The organism is Streptomyces sp. NPDC094034 (assembly GCF_040303865.1).
In the GTDB taxonomy this organism is placed as follows: Bacteria; Actinomycetota; Actinomycetes; order Streptomycetales; family Streptomycetaceae; genus Streptomyces.
In genome coordinates this window covers 59222-79191 of the sequence record NZ_JBEOUD010000005.1, presented here as the reverse complement: position 1 = coordinate 79191, position 19970 = coordinate 59222, and the positions used below count along the sequence as shown (strand labels likewise).

The following is a 19970-nucleotide window of genomic DNA, read 5'->3' as shown; positions in this document are numbered from 1 at the left end:
AGAGGAGGCGATTCCAGTGATCAGCATCAACGCCAGCTTCATCAGCACCGCCAAAATGACCGATCTCTCGGTCGTCTCCGTCTGCCCGCTCGGCTTCTCCGGTTCCGAACTCATCGCCAGTGGTCTGTCCGGCGCCTCCGCCGTTCGTCCCGCAGGTATCTCGGCCCTTCCCGTCCGGAAGCGCGCCGGGGTTGTCCTGGAGCGCAATGAGCGACCGACCAAGGCACTGGAAGCAGGAGTAGCGGCGGCAGAGGCCAAGGCCTATGCCTTTGCGGCGACCGGTGCCGAAACGAAGAAGCAGACGCAGCACCACATGATGTGGGCCTTCCGTGGGCTCGAACCCTGGAGTGATCCAGCCTGATTCACCATCAGGCCGGCGCCTTCAGGGCCGCGGAACCCCACCCGGGATCCGCGGCCCTTCTGTTTGTCCCGAACGGGAGAGACAGAGCGAAGGGGCCTCGGGACACGCACCACCCGGTACCAGCCGACACCCGGCCAACAGGCCGGACCGACCAGACGAGGAACGACACCCCGTGCAACTCGAAGCGCACGCCCCGTCCGTACCGCCTTCCGAGACGATCGCCCCGCCCGGCCCCACGGAGGACTCCACCTTGACCCCGCTGACCGCGCTCACCGCGCTCGACGACGCCATCGAGAACCTCGGCGTACCCGTTCCCTGCCGTGCCTACGACCCGGAGGTCTTCTTCGCCGAGTCCCCGGCCGATGTCGAGTACGCCAAGGCGCTCTGCCGCACCTGCCCGCTGATCGAGGCCTGCCTCGCCGGCGCCAAGGAGCGGCGCGAGCCGTGGGGTGTCTGGGGTGGGGAGCTCTTCGTCCAGGGCGTCGTGGTTGCCCGCAAGCGGCCTCGTGGCCGTCCGCGCAAGAACCCGGTCACGGCATGAACGTCTCCGGAACCATCGACCGCCCCCTCACGCACGATCCCCAGAAGCAGGCTCCGATGACCTCTTCCCCGAGCGAGCCGTCCGGCTCCGCCACCCCAGTCGTCACCACCATGGGCGCGAACGACTCGCGTCAGAACAGGACCCGCGAGATGCAACTCATTCCAGAAGCCCTGGCACGCGCGCATATGAACGAGCGCATGCGGGAAGCCGACGCGGAACGCCGGGCCGTGCGCCTGGTCGCCGCTCGGCGGATGCAGCGCCGCGCCGAGCGCGTATCGATGCGCGCCCGCCGTGCGCTCGCCATGGCCGTCATGCAGTAGGCAACACCCCAGCCGGCGCGAGTCAGCGCCGTCACTGCCCGGGGGCCGGTCCCAACGGACCGGCCCCCGCGGTGCGTTTTCCCTCCCACCGGGAGCGGGGCGGGGCTATCGTCGCCCCGTGCTCAGTTCTCGCGGGGACGATCCCCCCACACCGGAACAGCCTGATCGCCCCGAACCGCCGGGCCCCGAGCACGTGGTGTGCGCCCGGTGCGGTGCCAAGGACGAGGGCCCGCCGGTCACCTGGAGCTGCTCGGTCGAGCACGGGAGCCGCCAGTACTACTGCGGCGACTGCTCACGCGCCCATATCAGAGCCATCGAGGGCAGGCTCGACTCCGACTGGTGGTGACAGCGCCTCTTCCTCCTCGCCCGGCTCGGGCAGGAACCCGGGCAGCCATGCCTCCAGCTCCTCCCGGAGCCGCACCGTCGCGCTCAGCTGACAGAGCACACCGATGGTGCTCAGCGTCACACGGTGGATCAGCAGATACGACGGCGGCAGATTCAGCTGCTTGCCCAACTGATGGGCGGGGGAGCGCGGGTCAGCGATCCGTGCCGCCTGGGCGCGCATCCAGCCACGGGTGAAGGTGAACTCCTCCACCACCGCGGGCTCGATGATCGGCAGCAGATACTCAAGCACCGCGTCCGGGTCGAGATCGATGGATTCCTTGACGAAGCCCTCGTCCCGCAGCAGTCCGTACACCGCCTGGGCATCGCCCTCCAGCGCCATCCCCAGCGCCTCACCGATCGTGTCGGGCAGCCCACCGGGCAGCCGGTCCACCGTGCCGAAGTCCAGCACCCCGAGCCGCAGTTCACCGCTCGGGCCGTCCTCGTCACCATCCGCCGCAGGCAGCAGCCGGAAGTTCCCCGGATGCGGATCGGCGTGCAGCAGACCTGTGCGCGCCGGGCCGGAGAAGAGGAACCGCGCCAGCAACTGCCCCGCCCGGTCGCGCTCCTCGGGTGTGCCGTCGGAGATCACCTCCGCCAGCGGTGTCCCGTCGATCCATTCCGTGACCAGCACCTGATCGCCCTGGTGCACGACGTCGGGCACCACCACATCCGGGTCGTCCGCGAACTCCGCCGCGTGCTCCCGCTGAGCCTCGGCCTCCAGGCCGTAGTCCAGCTCCTCGGACACCCGGTCGCGCAACTCATGGATCAGCGGCTTGATGTCCACCCCCGGGACGAGCGGTCCCAGCAGCCTGGCGAAACGGCTCAATTGGGTCAAATCCGACAGAAGTGCCTCACCCGCCCCCGGATACTGCACCTTGACCGCGACCTCGCGCCCGTCGTGCCACACCGCCCGGTGCACCTGGCCGATCGAGGCCGCGGCCGACGGCTTGTCCTCGAACTCCAGGAACAGCTCCCGCCACTCCTCGCCCAGCCGCTCCGCCAGCACCGCGTGCACCGTACGGGTCGGCATCGGCGGCGCCGCTTCCTGGAGCTTGGTGAGCGCCGCCCGGTAAGGCCCCGCGATCTCCTCGGGCAGTGCGGACTCGAAGACCGACAGAGCCTGCCCGAACTTCATCGCCCCGCCCTTCAGCTCCCCGAGCACCTTGAAGAGCTGGTCGGCCGTGCGCTGTTGCAGCTCGCGCGCGACGATCTCCGCGGACTTCCCGCCGATCCGCTTGCCGAGCCCCCAGGTGGCCCGGCCTGCGAAGCCCAGCGGCAGCGTGGCCAGCTTCGCGGTACGGGTGACCGCCTTCCGGGGAAGATCAGACATTGAGCCCCTCCTAATCCCAGACAGCCATGCCGCGGACGGCGATTACCCCGCCATTGTGTCGTGTGACGCCCCCGCCCCGGCCATGCGCTCCCCCTCTCTTTGGCCCGCGGCCCCGCAGGGGCACTCCGGATGCGGCGCGATCCGCTCCGATCGCCAGTCCAGCAGCGGCAGTGACGCCTCCCACCGCGCACCCGTACTGGCCGGCAGTTCCCCGTCCAGGAACGACAGGGCATGAGCCGCCGCCAGCCCCGCCACCGCCGTGGCCAGCCCCAGATCACAGGGGGGTACGGCGTCGGTGCCGCGCCCCGAGCGCCACTGCGCCAGCATCCTCGGCCACCCCGGATCGCGATCCGCGCGCTCCCCGGCGATACAGCCCGCGCAGGCCGTGCTGCCCGGCAGCACCAGCGGTCCGACTACCCCCGTGGCCTCGATCACCCCCGTATAGAGATGGGGAGTTCCGGTGGAGATCCAGACCTCGGCCGACGCCGGATCGGGGGCGTAGGCCGCGAGCCCGTCCCGAGGAGCGGCGATCACCAGCGAGAGACCCGGCTCACCCTCACCGGCCGACTCCGCCAACTCCGCGGCCCGCGGCGCCCGTCCCGGCGCCGACTTCCGTACCAACTGCCGGGCCGCCGTGTCCCGGCGCTCGCCCACGGACCGTGCGGGCAGCCCGCCGGGTGACACATCCCACACCTGGGCGCACCCGCTGTCCAGCACATCGACCCGTCCGACCCCGGAGGCCGAGAGCACCGCCGCGAGGGCCGCCCCCACTCGCCCGGCACCCCGGACCTGCACGCGCATCGTGCGACGCGCCGCCAGTCGTCGCGCCCCTGCCCCCGGCTCCGGATGGATGACGGAGAGCGACGCCAGATCGGCCCGCATCCGGTCGAGCACCGCTGTCCGCTTCCGCAGCGCGTCGGCCGCCCCGCCGCCCGCGTCCCGATCGTCGATCAGCCCCGCCCTGGTCAGTCGCGTCACCAGTGAATCGGCCAGGCCGTCGGGCAGCCCCATCGCGCGCGCCTCCTCCCGCAGCAGTGGCAGCCCGCGCGTCCCGTCCAGCAGCTCCAGAAAGCTGCCCGTGGCCGTATCGACCGGACCCACCAGCACCGCGTGCGCGGGGGTGATCCCGAACTGCACGGTCTGCCGCTCCCGCCACGCACGACGCAACGCGGGCTTCACCGTCGGATGCATATCGGCCTCCCCGTTCTTCCTTCTTCTCTCGTGTTCTCTGATCACTCCGAAATGTCCCGGACCCCCGGATTCGTGTTCTCAGAATGCGGGGCGCCGGTCGACGGTGCGGAAAGTTATCCACAGCGGGCGGCGTTAGTCGTTCAAATCCCACCGCGCAAGAAGTGGATCAAGTGAGAACCCTCGCGGAGGCGGGACTTCCTCCACACCCAGCGGGTAACGTCGTGGCGTGTCCGCCGATCCTTCCCCTCGCCTCGCGGGGGAGCCCCCATCGCACAGCGCCGGAAGTGACGAGCGGCGCGTGCCGGGCCGCCCGCCCCGCGGCCCGGGGACCAGCGCTGTCGAGGTCCGCAGGAGCACCCGCCGCAGCAGAACGGTTTCGGCCTACCGGGAGGGCGACCGGACCATCGTGCTCATCCCCGCCCGGATGTCGGAGGCGGAGGAGCGGCGCTGGGTGACGGTGATGCTCGACAAGCTCGCCGCGCAGGAGAGCAAGCGCGTCCTCGGCGACAGCGAGCTGACGGAGCGGGCCGAGCGGCTGTCGGACCAGTACTTCGGCGGCAGGGCCAGGCCCGCGTCGGTCAGATGGGTCACCAACCAGAACACCCGCTGGGGCTCCTGCACCCCCGCCGAGGGCAGCATCCGGTTGTCGCACCGGTTGCAGGGCATGCCGGAGTACGTCGTCGACTACGTGCTCGTCCACGAGCTGGCCCATCTGCTCGTGCCGGGACACGGCCCGCGTTTCTGGCGTCTGTTGGAGGCCTACCCTCGCACCGAGCGGGCCCGTGGCTATCTCGAAGGCGTGGTCGCTGCCGAACGGCTGCCCTATCTGCCTGTCGCACGTGGGGAATGACGGCCGCCGGCTGTCGGGACCTCCGTCCCATTCGGCGATCCTGTACCGACTGTGTACCGACTTGGCCGATTGTCACCGCCAGCCGTTAGCCTGACGCGACGCAATCAGCATCCGGATGGGGGACGGTCGTTACGCATGGCCAGGGAATTCCAGCGCGGCCACAAGGCCAAGATCAGTGATCTCACGGCGGGGACGGATCTGTACGTAGGTGTGCAGATCGCCGGCCCCGGGCTGAGCTTCGACATCAGCTGTTTCGGCCTCGACGCCGACGAGCAGCTTTCGGACGACCGTTACTTCATCTTCTTCAATCAGCCGAAGTCCCCTGAGGAATCCCTTCAGTTGCTGGGCGCGCAGGCCGGCGACACCGAGTCGTTCCGGGTGACCCTGGACCGTATTCCGGCGAATATCCACAAGCTCTCGTTCACCGCCACCGTTGACGGCGCCGGACAGATGTCCCAGGTCGGCCCCGGATACATCCGTATTGTCGCCGGCGGCGAGGAAGTCGTCCGATACGCCTTCACCGGCGCGGAGTTCACCACCGAGCGTGCCGTGATGCTCGGTGACTTCTATCTCAAGGACGTATGGCGGTTCGCCGCCGTCGGCCAGGGCTTCGACGGCGGTCTCGACGCGCTGCTGAGGAACTTCGGCGGCGAGGTCGCGGAGGAGGAACCGGCCGCGCCGGAGCCGGAGGCCGGTGGCGCGCCGCCCGCCTTCGCCCCTCCCCCCTTCGCGCCGCCCGCGCAGAGCACCCCGCCCCCCGCCTTCGGCGCCCCGGCCGGAGCGCCGGCGCCCGCCCCGGCGCCGATGCCCGCCCCTGGTCCGCCGCCCGCCCCAACGCCCGCCCCGGCGCCGACGCCCGTGCACAGCGCGCCGACTATCGTGGCGCCGATGACCCCGCCGGGCGGTACGGTCCCACCGCCGGCGCCCGCACCGTCCCCGTACGGTCAGCCGGCGCCCGCCCCTGCCCCCGCTCCCTTCGGTCAGCCCGCCCCTGCCCCCGCTCCCTTCGGTCAGCCCGCCGCCGCCCCGTTCGGGCAGCCGGTCCAGGCGCCCTTCGGTCAGCAGCCGCCGGGACCGCCCCAGGGCGTCCCCCAAGGTGTCCCGCAGGGCGTGCCTCCCGGTGGCGCGGGTCTCCAGGCGGCCCTTCAGCCGTACCGGGAACTGCCCACGGGGCAGCGGTGGACCCCGCAGAACGGCCAGCTGATGCGCGTCGATCTCGGCGAGGGCGGCAGTCCGGTCCTCGCCCGCCAGGGCAGCATGGTGATGTATCAGGGCAAGGTCGACTTCGGCTACAAGAGCGCCGGTTTCGCCGGCCGTCTTGTCGGCAACGCCACCGGCCAGGAGATGCAGTTGATGCGCTGCACCGGCAAGGGACAGGTCTTCCTCGCCGAAGAGGGCGCGCATCTGCACCCCGTCGAGCTCCAGGGCGACGGCATCTGTGTCTCCGCCGAGAACGTCCTCGCCTTCGACGAGAGCCTTCAGTACGAGGTCCGTCGTATCGAGGGCCACGGCATCCCCGGCGGCGCGCTGTTCACCATGCTGTTCCAGGGGACGGGCACGGTGGTGGTGAAGACCCACGGGATCCCGGTGGTCCTGCCCGTCACGCCCACCACCTTCGCCGATTCCAACGCCGTCGTCGCCTGGTCCGCCGCGTCCCAGGTGATCATCTCCAGTCAGGTCAGACTGCGCCGCAACGCGTATCCCGGCCACAGCGGGGAGACCGTGAACCTCCAGTTCCGGGGAGCCCCCGGCAACTTCATCGTCGTCCAGCCGTACGAGGTCTGAGGGAGCCCGGACCATGAACCAGCAGCTCGCGGGCTTTGCCCCCACCCCCGTCGCGGCCCGGATGGAGAACCACGGCCGCGCCATGCTCAAGGTCGCGATGGCCTCGGGCCAGGACCTGTTCGCACGCACCGGCTCGATGATCGCCTACGAGGGCTTCATCCAGTACGAGCCGAATCCGCCCGCCATCCGCCAGCTCGCCTCCCAGTGGGTGACCGGCGAGGGCACGCCCCTGATGAAGTGCTCGGGTGACGGTCTGCTCTATCTCGCCGACTATGGCGCGGATGTCGTCGTCGTCAATCTCGACAACGACGCGCTCTCGGTCAACGGCACCAATCTGCTGGCCTTCGACGCGCACCTCCAGTTGGGCGTCGAACGCGTGAAGGGGCTGGCCAAATTCGCCGGCCAGGGGCTGTGGAACGTACAGGTCTCCGGCACCGGCTGGGTCGCCCTGACCTCGCGCGGCACTCCGATCGTCGTCGACTGCGGCCGGGGCGAGGACGAGACCTATGTGGACCCGGACGCCCTCGTCGCCTGGTCACCCGCTCTGAAGGTGAAGGGCAAGCGCAGCTTCAAGGCGTCGGCGCTGATCGGGCGCGGCAGCGGGGAGGCCTACCAGATGGCCTTCTCCGGCTCGGGAATCGTGGTCGTACAGCCCAGCGAGGACAGCACCGACCGCCTGCGGGTCCAGGGCTGAGGGGGGAGAACACACCATGCAGAGTCCGCTTTTCGCCTACACAGAGCAGCAGTCCCAGGACCGCTACGCGGTACAGAACCCGCAGTTGCTGCGGGTCGCGCTCACCGGACAGGACGATGTCCTCGCCCGCAAGGGCGCGATGGTCGCCTACCAGGGGCTGATCGACTTCGACGGGGAGTACCAGTCGCAGAGCCGGCGACAGTCCCGCGCGCACACCGGTGAGGGACTGGAGCTGATGCGCTGCACCGGGCAGGGCACGGTCTTTCTGGCCAATCTCGCCCAGTACATCCATGTGGTGGACGTCGACCACGAGGGAATGACGGTGGACAGCGCCTATGTGCTCGCGCTCGACTCCACGCTGCACACCGAAGTGATCGCGGTGGACAGCCAGTACGGGATCTCCGGCTCGGGCAAGTACCAGCTGAACATCTCGGGCCGGGGCAAGGTCGCGCTGATGACCTCGGGCCAGCCGCTGATGATGCGGGTCACGCCGGAGACCTATGTCAACGCGGACGCCGACGCGGTCGTCGCGTGGTCCTCCGGCCTGCGGGTGCAGATGCAGGCGCAGACCCACTCCTCGGGAGTCATGCGACGACGCGGCAACACCGGCGAGGGCTGGGAGCTGAGCTTCCTCGGCCAGGGGTACGCGCTGGTCCAGCCCAGCGAGGTGATGCCGCCGCAGCACGCGGTGATCGGACAGGGCCTCGGGGCTCAGTACGGGGTCGGCCGGCAGGGCGCCCACGGCCAGAACCAGAACAACGTCTGGGGCGGTTGACGCGGGTCGGACCTGACAGGTCCGGGACCTGATCCCGGGCCGACGGAAGGGGGCGGCCTGCATGGAGCCGCCCCTTCTCAGCCGTTCTGCGGCTCTCCGGCCCTCCGGCCCTCAAAGAGCGCTCTCCCGCTCTCGGCGGTGGAGCGGGCCTCAACGGTGGAGCGCGGCCCGGCCGCGCTCCACCAGTCGTACGACCGAGCCGTCGCCCATCGCCGCGGCCTCGTCGTAGGAGAACCAGCGCAGATCCAGTGACTCCTCGCTGATCGCCTCGACCGAACCGGACGGCGCGAGCGCCACGTACTGGACATCGAGATGCCAGTGGCACGGCGCCGGGATCGCGTGCCGGTCCAGCTGTACGGGACCGCCCGCCAGCAGCGTCAGCCCCTCGATCCCGGACTCCTCCGTGGCCTCCCGCAGCGCCGCCCGCTCCAGCGAGGTGTCACCCGGCTCGCAGTGCCCGCCCATCTGGAGCCACATGCGGAGCTTCTTGTGCAGGGTCAGCAGGACCCGGCCCCGCTCCGGATCGATCACCAGCGCGCTGGCGGTCAGATGCCCGGCGCCGCAGGACTTCCACATCGCGTCGGGATGAGCGGCCAGATGGTCCAGATAGTGCGTGCGCAGCTCATGCTGGTCCTCGTAGCCCTTCAGCGCGAGGACCGCGTTGTCGTGCAGGCTCACTTGTCGCTGTCGCCCTTGTCGTCGTCGCGCTTGTCGCCGTCAGCCTTGTCGTCGTCATCCTTGGCGCCGTCGCCCTTGCGCAGGTCCGGCTTGCCGTCCGCGGCCTCGCCGAGCATCTTGTCCAGCTCGGAGAAGTCCAGCTGCTCGTGGTGGACGAACCCGTCCGGATCGTCCAGGTCGGAGGCCGTCGGCAGCATGTCCGGGTGTTCCCACAGACGGTCGCGGCCATCGACGCCCCGCGCGTCCGTGAGCGAGGCCCACAGCCGCGAGGCGTCCCGCAGCCGGCGCGGGCGCAGCTGGAGACCGATGAGGGTGGCGAAGGTCTGCTCCGCCGGACCACCGGAGGCGCGCCGCCTGCGCAGCGTCTCGCGCAGTGCGTCGGCGCCCGTGAGCCTGGACTTGGCGGCCTCGTGCACCACCGCGTCCACCCAGCCCTCGACCAGCGCGAGCGCCGTTTCGAGACGGGCCAGCGCGGCCTTCTGCTCGGGTGTGTCCTCGGGCTGGAACATGCCCTGCTGGAGCGCTTCCTGAAGCTCCTCGGGATGGGTCGGGTCGAACTGGCCGACCACGTCCTCCAGCTTGGTCGTGTCCACCTTGATCCCGCGGGCATAGCCCTCGACCGCGCCGAACATATGCGACCGCAGCCAGGGCACATGGGCGAAGAGCCGCTGGTGGGCGGCCTCGCGCAGCGCCAGATACAGCCGGATCTCGTCCTTGGGCACTCCGAGGTCCTTGCTGAACGCCTCGATGTTCAGCGGCAGCAGCGCGGCCCTGTTCGCCGGGCCCAGCGGGAGCCCGATGTCCGTCGAACCGACCACCTCGCCCGCGAGGACGCCCACGGCCTGTCCGATCTGCTGGCCGAACATGGCGCCGCCCATGGAGCGCATCATGCCGATCAGCGGACCCGCCACGGACTGCATCTCCTCGGGCAGCACCTCGCCCATGGCCGTACCGACCCGCTCCGCCACCGGATCGACGAGCTGCTGCCACGCGGGCAGCGTCGCCTCGACCCACTCGGCGCGGCTCCACGCCACCGCCGTATTGGACCCGGAGGGCAGGGACGTCACACCGTCCAGCCAGATGTCGGCCAGCCGTACGGCCTCCTCGACAGCGGCGCGCTCGGAGGGCCCGACGCTCGCGTCCTTCGTGCCGTCCGGCGTGCCCTGGGCGACCGTCTGGCGGGCGATCTGCTTGGCCATGTCCCAGTTCACGGGACCGCCCTCATAGCTCAGCATCTGGCCGAGCTGCTGGAAGGCCGCGCCCAGGTCGTTGGGGTTGAGCGAGCCGAACACCGCGGCGAACGGATTGTCCCCGCCGCCCGCGCCGCCCGGCAGCCCGAACCCCGCGAAGGGGTTCACGGGACCGCCACCGGCACCCTGACCACCTCCGGCGGGGTCCTTCTTCTTGCCGTCGCCGTCCTCCGGCTCCTCCGGCGGAAGGCCGAATCCGAATGGGGTGTCACTCACGGGGTTCCTCGGCTCGTAGGGCCACCGGCTTGCTGCCGGCGGCGGCTGCCCGACTACACCACCCAGCCTAAGCGGCACCGGGCGGGTGAGGGTGGCTCAGCGGGCCGCGGGCCGCGCCCGGCCGTACCACCCGGGAACCTGCCTTCGACCTGCTGCGTCTCCCGCCTTCGACGGCCGCATACCATTTCGACACCCGGGCGGCTTCCGGGCTCGCTGCTCCGCCGGACCATGGCCTGCGGCAGGATGGACATCACCTGGTACGTACGCGTCGTTCTCGTACGTATTGAAGACAACCGCTGGAGACGCCCGGTGAGTTCCCCAGATCCGCAGGTTCGCGCAGCGCGAAACCGCTCAACCCCGCCCCCGTCCCGCGGCCCCGTCGTCGCGGTCACCGGCGCCGCCTCCGGCGTGGGTGACCTGCTCACCCGCCGTCTGGCGGCGTCCGAGGAGATCAAGCAGGTCATCGCCATCGACGAGCGCAGGGGTGAGGTCTCCGAGGCCCAGTGGCACGTCCTCGATGTCCGTGACCCGGCGATCGCGGAGAAGTTGCGCGGTGCGGATGTCGTGGTACATCTCGCACTCGATCTCGACCTGGAGACCGACGCGACCGCCCGTACGGCGTACAACGTGCGCGGCACGCAGACCGTGCTCACGGCGGCCGCCGCCGCGGGGGTGCACCGGGTCGTGCTCTGCACCTCCGCCATGGTCTACGGAGCGCTGCCCGACAACGACATCCCGCTCTCCGAGGACGCGGAGCTGCGCGCGACCGCCGAGGCGACCGGCGTCGGTGATCTGCTGGAGATCGAACGTCTCGGCCGCCGCGCGCCCCGCGCCCACCCCGGCCTCAATGTGACGGTCGTACGCCCCACCGTCCTGGTCGGCGGTACGGACACGGCGCTCACCCGCTACTTCGAGTCGCCGCGGCTGCTCGTTGTCGCGGGATCCCGCCCCACCTGGCAGTTCTGTCATGTCGACGATCTGGTCGGCGCACTGGAGTACGCCGCGCTGGAGAAGGTCGACGGGGAGTTCGCGGTCGGCTGTGACGGCTGGCTGGAGCAGGAGGAGGTCGAGGAGCTGAGCGGCATCCGCCGGATGGAACTGCCGTCGGCGGTCGCCCTGGGTGCCGCGGCCCGGCTGCACCGGATCGGTCTCACCCCCTCGCCCGCCGGCGACCTCGCCTACACCATGCATCCCTGGGTGGTCAGCGTCAGCAGGCTGCACGACGCGGGCTGGCGGCCACGCTGGACCAACGAGGAGGTGCTCGCCGCGCTCCTGGAGGAGGTGGAGGGCCGCCACACGGTCGCCGGCCGCCGACTCGGCCGCAAGGACGCCACCGCGGCGGGCGCGGCGGGCGCGACGGTCGCACTGCTCGGTACGGCCGCGCTGGTACGCCGGGCCCGCAAGGCACGGCGCAGGCTCTGAGGCCCTTGCCGGACCGACCCCGGGCCCTTGTCCGGTCGCCGTTCCGCGATGTCGGTGCCGTACGGCACGATGGGGCCATGGCGAGCACCCATTCCCACCCCGGCGAGCGGGCGGCGCAGGATCCGATCCGGCTGCTGGCGATACGTGACACCCCGCTGACCGTCGACGAGGTCTTCCGCGCGGTCGGCGACGACGCGGCCGGCGGCACGGCGCTCTTCGTCGGCACGGTGCGCAACCATGACGGCGGCGCCGATGTCGACACCCTCGGCTACTCCAGCCATCCCACGGCCGAGGCCGAGCTGCGACGTGTCGCGGAGAAGGTCGTGGCCGAGTATCCCGTGCGCGCGCTGGCCGCTGTCCACCGTGTGGGTGATCTGGCGGTCGGAGATCTGGCGGTCGTCGTGGCGGTCTCCTGCCCGCATCGGGGGGAGGCGTTCGAGGCCTGCCGGAAGCTGATCGACACCCTCAAACACGAGGTCCCGATCTGGAAGCACCAGAAATTCTCGGACGGCACGGAGGAGTGGGTCGGCGTCTGAGGCAGGGCGCACGCGCGCTTCGCACGACCGGCGCGGTCTGAAACCCGGTCAGTACACCTACGGTCCGATTTGCGTAACCGTCCCCAGGCCAGCAGCGTTGTCTCAGCAGATGGTTATCTGCTGATCGGGCAGTCACAGACGCTCACTTGAGGTAGGGAGATGGTAATGGCAGCGTTGGTTTGGCTCTTGATTCCGCTCTTCGCCGCGATAGGCGCGGGCATATGGGGAAGTTGGGTCTCCAGGGACCGCACGATCGGGGACATAGCCGAGCTCAACGGCTACGCCCGGTTCCGTGACGCGATGGAGAGGGCGCCCTCCGGCACGGCTTCCGCCGGATCCGACGCTGTCGTCTGACGTCGTCGCGGTCCGTACGCCGTCGCTGCGCGGCCCCGCCGCCCTCGGCCCCGTACGGACCAGCCCCAGGAGCACCGTCCCGTATGGACCGGCCCCAAGGAGCACCTGGAGCGCCGCCTCGTACGGACCGGCCCCGGGGGTGCACTGACAGACCCTTCCCGTACTGTCGTTCCATGCCACGCCGCACCGCGACGATGCTCGCCTCCACCCTCGTCCTCATCGCGCTGCTCTGCGCAGGTGTGCTGATCAAAGTGCCGTATTCGGAGATGAGCCCCGGGCCGACGGTGAACACACTCGGCGACGCGGGCGGTGAGCCGGTACTCCAGATCTCCGGCCGCAAGACGTATCCGACCTCGGGTCATCTCAATATGACGACGGTCAGGGTCACCGGCGCGGACTACAACATGAATATCGTCGAAGCGGTCTACGGCTGGCTGGCCCATGACAATGTGGTGGTGCCGCACGACACCCTGTATCCGGACGGCAAGACGGAAGAGCAGTCCACGCAGGAGAACGCCGAAGAGTTCAGCCAGTCCCAGGAGAGCGCCAAGGTCGCGGCCCTGCGGCAGCTGAACATCCCCGTGTCGTCGCGGATCATCGTCTCTTCCGTGATCAAGGGCAGTCCCTCCGAGGGCAGGCTGCACGCCGGCGATGTGATCAAGGCCGTGGACGGTACGGCGGTCGAGGAGCCCCAGGACGTCGCGAAGCTCGTCACCCAGCACCAGCCCGGCGAGGACGTCTCCTTCACCATCATTCCCGCCGACGCGGCGAAGGCGGCGGAGAAGGCGGGCAAGGAGCCCGAAGGCGGCGAGAAGGTCACGGTCACCACGGAGAAGTCTCCGGAGGGCGACCGGGCGATCGTCGGCATCCAGGCCGGGACCGACCACACGTTCCCGTTCACCATGGACATCAAGCTGGCCGATGTGGGCGGTCCGAGCGCCGGGCTGATGTTCTCCCTCGGCCTCGTCGACAAGCTCACCCCCGGTTCTCTGACGGGCGGCAAATTCGTCGCCGGTACGGGCACGATCGACGACAAGGGCGTGGTCGGCCCGATCGGCGGTATCGAGATGAAGCTCGTCGGCGCGCGTGCCGCGGGCGCCGAGTACTTCCTCACACCCGACCAGAACTGCGCCGCGGCGGTCTCCGACATCCCCAGCGGCCTCACCCTGGTCCGGGTGAAGAACATCGCGGACGCCACGAAGTCCCTGGACAAGATCCGCACCGGGGACACGGCCGGCCTGCCGAGCTGTTCGGCGAGCTGACCGGCCGTGCCCCGGGGACGAGCGCCTGATGAGTGCCTGACGGGTATCTGAAGACGAGTGTCTGAAGGGGGGGCGGGCTTACGACTCGAACGTGGCGGAGAGCGCCTCGGCGAGCCCCGGAACCAGACCGGAGCCGGTGAGGACCTCGCTGGGGGAGTCCTTCTCCCGCAGCCGCAGCGCCGACTCCCTGGCGCCGTCACGCAGCACTGCCACCGTCATCCGGACCTCCTGACGTTCCGGGTGGGCGGAGACCCATGAGGCGAGTCCGGCCTCGTCGAGGCCTTCCGGTACGGACGCCTCCGCGGACGGCGGCAGCATCAGCCGCTCGACCGTCATCGCGCAACCCGCCACCGCCCCGGGCCACGCGATGGTGCCGAGGAACTCGTCCAGCGGGGTGCCGGACGGGATCTCGTCCTGCTCGACAGGGGTGAGGGGCGCGACCGACCCGGCGTCGTCGAGACCCAGCTGGGCCGCGAGCTCCGGTTCGTCGGCGCGCAGCCGCGCGGTGTCGACGAGCGCGAAAAGCCTGGCCGGCTGGTCCCAGCCGAGCCCGGACGCGTACTCGTCGATTTCGAGCACCGCACGGGTCAGCGGGCTCGCGGCCATGGGTGTGCCTGAGGGAGAGACGTTGGACATGGTCAATATCCTGCCTCCTTCGGACCCGGGTGCGGGAACTAGGTAAAGCCTCAGTAAGTTGCATGAGTGGGCTCTACGATCGCGGGGCCCGCTTTTCACACGCTGAATCACACGACCGCGAACTTAGAGGTGCGCACGTTGGCTTTCCAGATGCCGGACCGCGGCGGAGGCCCAGCCGGGCCACGGATGAGAGTGGGCCGGCCCTCTCGGCGGGTCCGGACCCTGCTCATGACCTTGGGCGTGCTGGCCGTACTGGCCATGCTCTTCGTCATGTTCGCGGGGTTCTGGACCGACTGGCTCTGGTACCGCTCGGTGAAGTACTCCTCGGTGTTCAGTACCACACTCGTGACCAAGATCGGTCTGTTCGCGGTCTTCGGGCTGCTGATGGCCGGCGCCGTCGGACTCAACATCTGGCTTGCCCACCGGCTGCGCCCGCCGCTGAGCGCGATGTCGATGGAGCAGCAGAACCTCGACCGGTACCGGATGGGGATCGCCCCGTACAAGAAGTGGGTGCTGCTGGCGATCACCGCGCTGGTCGGGCTGATCTCCGGGGCCTCCGCCTCGGGGCAGTGGCGTACGTGGCTGATGTGGGTGAACGGGGTGGCCTTCGGCCAGAAGGATCCCCAGTTCAAGATGGACGTGTCGTTCTACGCGTTCGATCTTCCCTGGTACCGCTTCATGCTGGCCTTCGGCTTCGCGGCGACCGTGCTGTCGCTGATCGCCGCCGCGCTCACCCACTACCTGTACGGCGGGCTGCGGATCACCAGCCCCGGCGCGCGGGCCACCGCCGCGGCCACCGGCCATCTGTCGGTGCTGCTCGGTGTCTTCGTCTCGCTGAAGGCCGTGGCGTACTGGCTCGACCGGTACGGGCTGGCCGTGAAGTCCAGTGACTTCAAGGCGGCGGGCAACTGGACGGGCCTGCGGTACGTCGACGCCAACGCCTACCTTCCGGCGAAGACGATCCTCTTCTGTATCGCCGTCATCTGTGCCCTGCTGTTCTTCGCGACGCTCTGGCGCCGTACGTGGCAGCTGCCGGTGATCGGCTTCGGTCTGATGGTGCTGTCGGCGATCCTCATCGGCGGCCTCTACCCGGCGATCGTGCAGAAGTTCCAGGTCCAGCCGAACGAGCAGGCCAAGGAAGCGCCGTACATCAAGAAGAACATCGACGCCACGCGTGAGGCGTACGGCATCGACGACGCCGATGTGCAGAACTACGGCGGCAAGGGCGACCCGGACAAGAAGGCCGAGCAGCGCAAGGCGGCCGACACCGCAGCCAGTTACCGGCTGGTCGACCCCAATGTGGTCTCGCCCGCGTTCCAGCAGCTCCAGCAGGAGCGCAAGTACTACCAGTTCCCCGCCACGCTGGACGTCGACCGGTACACCGGCCCCGACGGAAAGCCGCAGGACACGGTCGTCGGTCTGCGCGAGCTGAACATCACCGGTATCCCCAAGCGCAACTGGATCAACGATCACTTCACGTACACGCATGGGTACGGTGTGATCGCCGCCAAGGGTACGAACACGGTGACGGACGAGAACAACGGCACCGTCGGCGCCCCGGACTTCACCGAGTCCGGCCTGCCGACCACCGGCCAGCTCCCCACGTACGAACAGCGCGTCTACTACGGGGAGAAGACCGAGCAGTACTCGATCGTGGGCGGCCCCCAGAAGGAGCTGGACTACGAGAAGAACGGCGAGCGGACGACGAGCTACAAGGGCAAGAGCGGAGTCGATCTCTCCAACCCGCTGAACCGCGCGGCGTACGCCGTGGCCTTCAGCGAGCCCCAGATGGTCTACTCCGGCGCCATCGGCGACGGTTCGCGGATTCTCTACAACCGCACGCCCAAGGAGCGCGTCGAGGCCGTCGCGCCCTGGCTGACGATCGACGGCGACGCCTATCCCGCCGTGGTCGGCGGCCGTATCCAGTGGATCGTCGACGCGTACACCACGACGAACGGCTATCCGTACGCGTCCCGTACGACGCTCGGCGACACCACGGCCGACTCGCTGACCGACAGCCAGCGCGCGGTCGTGGCGCAGCAGAACCAGGTCAACTACATCCGGAACTCGGTGAAGGCCACCGTCGACGCGTACGACGGCACGGTCAAGCTGTACGAGTGGGACACCGCGGACCCGGTGCTCAAGACCTGGATGAAGGCGTTCCCGGACACGGTCCAGCCGAAGTCCGCGATCAAGCCCGACCTGCTTGCCCATCTGCGCTACCCGCAGGACATGTTCAAGGTGCAGCGTGAGCTGCTCACCCGCTATCACGTCGAGGACCCCGCGCAGTTCTACAGCGGCAGTGACGCGTGGCAGGTGCCGGACGACCCGACCAACAAGGACAGCAACTCCGTCCCGCCGTACTACCTGAGCCTGAAGATGCCCGGTCAGGACGAGCAGAAGTTCTCGCTGACCACCACCTTCACGCCCAACGGACGCCCCAACCTGGGTGCGTTCATGGCGGTGGACGCCGATGCGACCAGTTCGGACTTCGGCAAGATCAGAGTCCTGAGAGTCACGTCCACCGTGCAGGGCCCGCAACAGGTGCAGAGCGAGCTGAACGGTGTGCCCGAAGTCGCCGAGTTCGTCAGAAACCTGAGAGGCACGGACTCGGACATCGAGTACGGCAATCTCCTGACGGTGCCGCTCGACGGGGGCTTCCTGTACATCGAGCCGGTGTACGCGCGCGGTGGCAGCGCGAACTATCCGCTGCTGAAGAAGGTGGCGGTCTCGTACGGCGGCAAGCCCGTCTTCAAGGACAGCCTCCCCGAGGCGCTCAACGCGGTGTTCGGGGCGGAGGGTTCGACGCCACCCACGACCCCGCCGCCACCGGGGGAGACCACCAAACCGCCGGCCACCGGCGACAAGCTGCAACAGGCCATCGCGGACGCCCAGAAGGCGTACGAGGACGGTGAGGCGGCGCTGGCGAAGCAGGACTGGACGGCGTACGGCAAGGCCCAGAAGGACCTTCAGGACGCGCTCCAGCGGGCCGCGGACGCGGAGACCGGATCCGGCTCGACCAGCGGAAACGGCGGCGACAGCGGGACCGGCGGCGACAACAGCGGCTGAGCAGGCGGCACTCCACCCCGTGGTACGGTTGGGACACAACGACGCGGGGTGGAGCAGCTCGGTAGCTCGCTGGGCTCATAACCCAGAGGTCGCAGGTTCAAATCCTGTCCCCGCTACGCGAAGTCGAGGGCCCGGATCCTTACCAGGATCCGGGCCCTCGCCATGCGCGCCGCGCCACATGTGCCAACTGTGTCTCAGGTCCTGTGAGTTGACGGCAAGCGTGTTTGACTTGTCTCTCTGTGGGCATGTCGACAAAACGCTGAAGTGACCACCGGCCGCTGTATACCGGCTGTACGCGGGTGGTCAGCGGTGCGACGATGGAAAATATGGGGGATAGGACAACTCTGTTGGAGACAGGGCGGTATGTGCGGCAGCACGTAGAGGATGACGTCCGGGCCGGGAGCGGCACGGCGGGATCCGCCGAGTGCGCCGCCGACGCCGAGACCGAGGAGCGCCACCGGCGCGCCGCGGACGCGGGCGACATCGCGTCGATGAGCGTCCTCGGCGCGATGCTGCTGCGCCGCGGTGATCTCGACGCCGCCGAGCCGTATCTGCGTGCCGCGACCGGCGCGGGCGAACGCGCCGCCGCCAACAACCTCGGCGTCCTGCTCCACCAGCGCGGTTATCTCGACGAGGCGGCCGGCTGGTGGCGGGTCGCCGCGGTCGCCGGATCGGCCGCCGCGGCCCACGCGCTGGGACGGCACTACCGCGAGCTGGGCGACGAGCCCGCCGCCGAGTACTGGCTGCGCCAGTCCGCGGAGCAGGGCCACGCCCTGGGCGCGTACGCCCTCGCCGATCTGCTGGAGCACCGCAGCGATGTCGGGGCCGAGCGCTGGCTGCGCGCCGCCGCCGAGCAGGGGCACCGGGAGGCGGCCTACCGGCTCGCCCGCGCCCTGGAGGAACGGGCGCGCGAGACCGCGCGCCCGGGAGCCGACGCGATCTACCGCAGTGGTACGGGCCCCCCGACCGCGGGTGGCCGTCCGCGCCCGGTCGCCGACGCGATCCCGCGCGGTGACGGGGGAGAGGGCAGTGGCAGCAAGAAGGGCGGTGCCGAGGAAGCCCCCGGCGGACCGTCGCTGATCAGCGAGGCCGCGCAGTGGTACCGGCAGGCCGCGGCCCGTGGCCACCGACGGGCAGCGCTGTATCTCGGCGCGATCCTGGAGAAGCGGGGGGAGCTCAAGGAGGCCGGCCGCTGGTATCTGACCTCCGCCAAGGACGGCGAGGTACGGGCCGCCTGTGCCCTCGGCTTCCTGCTGCGCGACGCCGGTGACGAGGAGAGCGCCGCCGTCTGGTGGCTGCGCGCCGCGCAGGAGGGCGACGGGAACGCGGCCAACGCCCTCGGCGCGCTGCATGCCGCGCGCGGCGAGCAGCAGACGGCCGAGCGCTGGTACCGCGCCGCCATGGACGCGGGCGATGTCAACGGTGCCTACAACCTGGGGCTGCTCTGCGCCGCCCAGGACCGTACCGTCCAGGCCGAGCAGTGGTACCGCCGGGCCGCCTACGCGGGCCACCGCGAGGCCGCCAACGCCCTCGCCGTGCTGCTGCTCCAGGCCGACGACCCGACCGGCGCCGAGCCCTGGTTCTCCAAGGCCGCCGAGGCGGGCAGTGTGGACGCCGCGTTCAATCTCGGCATCCTCTACGCGGGACGCGACGACGACGGTACCGCCCTGCGCTGGTACGAGCGCGCGGCGGCGGCCGGGCACACGGAAGCGGCCCTCCAGGTCGGAATCGCCTGCCTCAGGGACGGCGACGAGCGGTCGGCCGAGCGCCATCTGCGCTGCGCCGCCGGTGGTGGCAGCGCCGAGGCGGCCTTCCGGCTGGCCACGGTCCTCGACTCGCGTCTCCCGCCGCCGGGACCGCCCGCGCTCGGTGAGCCGCACGGCGTGAAGACCGAGTGTGAGCAGTGGTACGAGCGCGCGGCCGAGCAGGGGCACCGGCGCGCCCAGGTACGGGTCGGCATGCTCGCCGCCGGGCGCGGTGACGTCGCGGACGCGGCGCGCTGGTACCGCGAGGCGGCGGAGGCGGGCAGCCGTAACGGAGCCTTCAACCTCGGGCTGCTGCTCGCGCGCGAGGGCGGCGAGCGGGAGGCGGCGCTGTGGTGGACGAGGGCCGCGCAGGCCGGGCACGGCCGGGCCGCGCTGCGCCTGGCGCTGCTCGCCGCGCGCCGGGGCGAGCTGACCGAGGGCCAGCGGTGGTGCGCCCGCGCCGTCGAACTGGGCCCGGCCGAGGTCGCGGAGCGCGCGGCCCGGCTGCGCGAGGCGCTGCACCAGGAGCTCACCGCGTAGCTCGGAGGCCCACCGCGTACGTCCGCGCGGG

The 19970-nt window shown here is 70.2% G+C and carries 18 protein-coding genes and 1 tRNA gene; 14 read left to right on the top strand and 5 right to left on the bottom strand.

Going from position 1 to position 19970, the window contains the following annotated elements:
* Positions 1–16 precede the first annotated feature (16 nt).
* From ABTZ59_RS07130 to ABTZ59_RS07120, 3 genes are all read left to right on the top strand, one after another.
* A complete protein-coding gene (locus ABTZ59_RS07130; RefSeq protein ID WP_351391981.1) occupies positions 17–361 on the top strand; it encodes a hypothetical protein in 345 nt (114 codons plus the stop codon).
* 172 nt (positions 362–533) lie between these two features.
* Positions 534–902, top strand: a complete 369-nt coding sequence (locus ABTZ59_RS07125) for a WhiB family transcriptional regulator (protein ID WP_351391977.1) — start codon at positions 534–536, stop codon at positions 900–902.
* Positions 899–1222: a putative WhiB-interacting protein gene (locus ABTZ59_RS07120; RefSeq protein WP_249954279.1), complete on the top strand. Its 324-nt coding sequence runs from the start codon at positions 899–901 to the stop codon at positions 1220–1222. The genes ABTZ59_RS07125 and ABTZ59_RS07120 overlap by 4 nt, the downstream gene beginning before the upstream one ends.
* Before the next feature lie 292 nt (positions 1223–1514).
* Here ABTZ59_RS07120 and ABTZ59_RS07115 read toward each other — a convergent pair whose 3' ends face one another.
* Positions 1515–2936, bottom strand: a complete 1422-nt coding sequence (locus ABTZ59_RS07115; protein ID WP_351391975.1) for an ABC1 kinase family protein — start codon at positions 2934–2936, stop codon at positions 1515–1517.
* A 42-nt stretch (positions 2937–2978) separates the two neighbouring features.
* Complete coding sequence (locus ABTZ59_RS07110) at positions 2979–4127, bottom strand: TOMM precursor leader peptide-binding protein (RefSeq protein ID WP_351391972.1); 1149 nt, start codon at positions 4125–4127, stop codon at positions 2979–2981.
* 226 nt (positions 4128–4353) lie between these two features.
* Between ABTZ59_RS07110 and ABTZ59_RS07105 the strand changes: the two genes are divergently transcribed.
* The 4 genes from ABTZ59_RS07105 to ABTZ59_RS07090 all read left to right on the top strand — a co-directional run bounded on the left by ABTZ59_RS07105 (position 4354) and on the right by ABTZ59_RS07090 (position 8231).
* A complete protein-coding gene (locus ABTZ59_RS07105; protein ID WP_351391969.1) occupies positions 4354–4977 on the top strand; it encodes a M48 metallopeptidase family protein in 624 nt (207 codons plus the stop codon).
* A 135-nt stretch (positions 4978–5112) separates the two neighbouring features.
* Positions 5113–6762: a TerD family protein gene (locus ABTZ59_RS07100; protein ID WP_351391967.1), complete on the top strand. Its 1650-nt coding sequence runs from the start codon at positions 5113–5115 to the stop codon at positions 6760–6762.
* A 13-nt stretch (positions 6763–6775) separates the two neighbouring features.
* Complete coding sequence (locus tag ABTZ59_RS07095) at positions 6776–7456, top strand: AIM24 family protein (RefSeq protein ID WP_351391964.1); 681 nt, start codon at positions 6776–6778, stop codon at positions 7454–7456.
* 16 nt (positions 7457–7472) lie between these two features.
* Entirely contained in the window at positions 7473–8231 is a 759-nt protein-coding gene (locus ABTZ59_RS07090; RefSeq protein ID WP_351391961.1) for an AIM24 family protein, read from the top strand.
* Positions 8232–8381: 150 nt separating this feature from the next.
* Here the strand turns inward: ABTZ59_RS07090 and ABTZ59_RS07085 are convergent, their stop codons facing one another.
* Entirely contained in the window at positions 8382–8909 is a 528-nt protein-coding gene (locus tag ABTZ59_RS07085) for an NUDIX hydrolase (RefSeq protein WP_351391958.1), read from the bottom strand.
* On the bottom strand, positions 8906–10375 hold the full coding sequence (locus tag ABTZ59_RS07080; RefSeq protein WP_351391955.1) for a zinc-dependent metalloprotease: 1470 nt from the start codon (positions 10373–10375) through the stop codon (positions 8906–8908). Before ABTZ59_RS07080 ends, ABTZ59_RS07085 begins: the two co-directional genes overlap by 4 nt.
* Positions 10376–10684: 309 nt before the next feature.
* On the opposite strand from ABTZ59_RS07080, the gene ABTZ59_RS07075 reads away from it, so the two are divergent.
* The 4 genes from ABTZ59_RS07075 (at position 10685) to ABTZ59_RS07060 (ending at position 13949) form a co-directional block, all read left to right on the top strand.
* The gene (locus ABTZ59_RS07075) at positions 10685–11797 is read left to right on the top strand and encodes an SDR family oxidoreductase (protein ID WP_351391951.1); all 1113 of its coding nucleotides are present in this window, start codon (positions 10685–10687) and stop codon (positions 11795–11797) included.
* A gap of 77 nt (positions 11798–11874) precedes the next feature.
* Entirely contained in the window at positions 11875–12333 is a 459-nt protein-coding gene (locus tag ABTZ59_RS07070; RefSeq protein ID WP_351391948.1) for a molybdenum cofactor biosynthesis protein MoaE, read from the top strand.
* 165 nt (positions 12334–12498) lie between these two features.
* Positions 12499–12687 (top strand): hypothetical protein, encoded by a 189-nt coding sequence (locus ABTZ59_RS07065; RefSeq protein ID WP_351391945.1) that lies wholly within the window; start codon positions 12499–12501, stop codon positions 12685–12687.
* Between the two features lie 173 nt (positions 12688–12860).
* Entirely contained in the window at positions 12861–13949 is a 1089-nt protein-coding gene (locus ABTZ59_RS07060) for a YlbL family protein (RefSeq protein WP_351391942.1), read from the top strand.
* 78 nt (positions 13950–14027) lie between these two features.
* On the opposite strand, the gene ABTZ59_RS07055 is transcribed toward ABTZ59_RS07060, so the two are convergent.
* Positions 14028–14585, bottom strand: coding sequence for a PPA1309 family protein (locus tag ABTZ59_RS07055; RefSeq protein ID WP_351391939.1), 558 nt, complete (start codon positions 14583–14585; stop codon positions 14028–14030).
* Between the two features lie 150 nt (positions 14586–14735).
* On the opposite strand from ABTZ59_RS07055, the gene ABTZ59_RS07050 reads away from it, so the two are divergent.
* The 3 genes from ABTZ59_RS07050 (at position 14736) to ABTZ59_RS07040 (ending at position 19939) form a co-directional block, all read left to right on the top strand.
* A complete protein-coding gene (locus ABTZ59_RS07050; protein WP_351392320.1) occupies positions 14736–17654 on the top strand; it encodes a UPF0182 family membrane protein in 2919 nt (972 codons plus the stop codon).
* Between the two features lie 42 nt (positions 17655–17696).
* Positions 17697–17770: transfer RNA gene (locus ABTZ59_RS07045), tRNA-Met, on the top strand.
* Positions 17771–17971: 201 nt separating this feature from the next.
* On the top strand, positions 17972–19939 hold the full coding sequence (locus ABTZ59_RS07040) for a tetratricopeptide repeat protein (RefSeq protein ID WP_351391937.1): 1968 nt from the start codon (positions 17972–17974) through the stop codon (positions 19937–19939).
* Positions 19940–19970: the final 31 nt, after the last annotated feature.

What these genes read in the sequence shown, in the direction of transcription:
- ABTZ59_RS07120 (WP_249954279.1), top strand. Translation starts at nt 899, where the DNA reads ATGAACGTCTCCGGAACCATCGACCGCCCCCTCACGCACGATCCCCAG.
- ABTZ59_RS07115 (WP_351391975.1), bottom strand. Translation starts at nt 2,936, where the DNA reads ATGTCTGATCTTCCCCGGAAGGCGGTCACCCGTACCGCGAAGCTGGCC.
- ABTZ59_RS07110 (WP_351391972.1), bottom strand. Translation starts at nt 4,127, where the DNA reads ATGCATCCGACGGTGAAGCCCGCGTTGCGTCGTGCGTGGCGGGAGCGG.
- ABTZ59_RS07100 (WP_351391967.1), top strand. Translation starts at nt 5,113, where the DNA reads ATGGCCAGGGAATTCCAGCGCGGCCACAAGGCCAAGATCAGTGATCTC.
- ABTZ59_RS07095 (WP_351391964.1), top strand. Translation starts at nt 6,776, where the DNA reads ATGAACCAGCAGCTCGCGGGCTTTGCCCCCACCCCCGTCGCGGCCCGG.
- ABTZ59_RS07090 (WP_351391961.1), top strand. Translation starts at nt 7,473, where the DNA reads ATGCAGAGTCCGCTTTTCGCCTACACAGAGCAGCAGTCCCAGGACCGC.
- ABTZ59_RS07070 (WP_351391948.1), top strand. Translation starts at nt 11,875, where the DNA reads ATGGCGAGCACCCATTCCCACCCCGGCGAGCGGGCGGCGCAGGATCCG.
- ABTZ59_RS07065 (WP_351391945.1), top strand. Translation starts at nt 12,499, where the DNA reads ATGGCAGCGTTGGTTTGGCTCTTGATTCCGCTCTTCGCCGCGATAGGC.
- ABTZ59_RS07060 (WP_351391942.1), top strand. Translation starts at nt 12,861, where the DNA reads ATGCCACGCCGCACCGCGACGATGCTCGCCTCCACCCTCGTCCTCATC.
- ABTZ59_RS07055 (WP_351391939.1), bottom strand. Translation starts at nt 14,585, where the DNA reads ATGTCCAACGTCTCTCCCTCAGGCACACCCATGGCCGCGAGCCCGCTG.
- ABTZ59_RS07050 (WP_351392320.1), top strand. Translation starts at nt 14,736, where the DNA reads ATGCCGGACCGCGGCGGAGGCCCAGCCGGGCCACGGATGAGAGTGGGC.
- ABTZ59_RS07040 (WP_351391937.1), top strand. Translation starts at nt 17,972, where the DNA reads ATGGAAAATATGGGGGATAGGACAACTCTGTTGGAGACAGGGCGGTAT.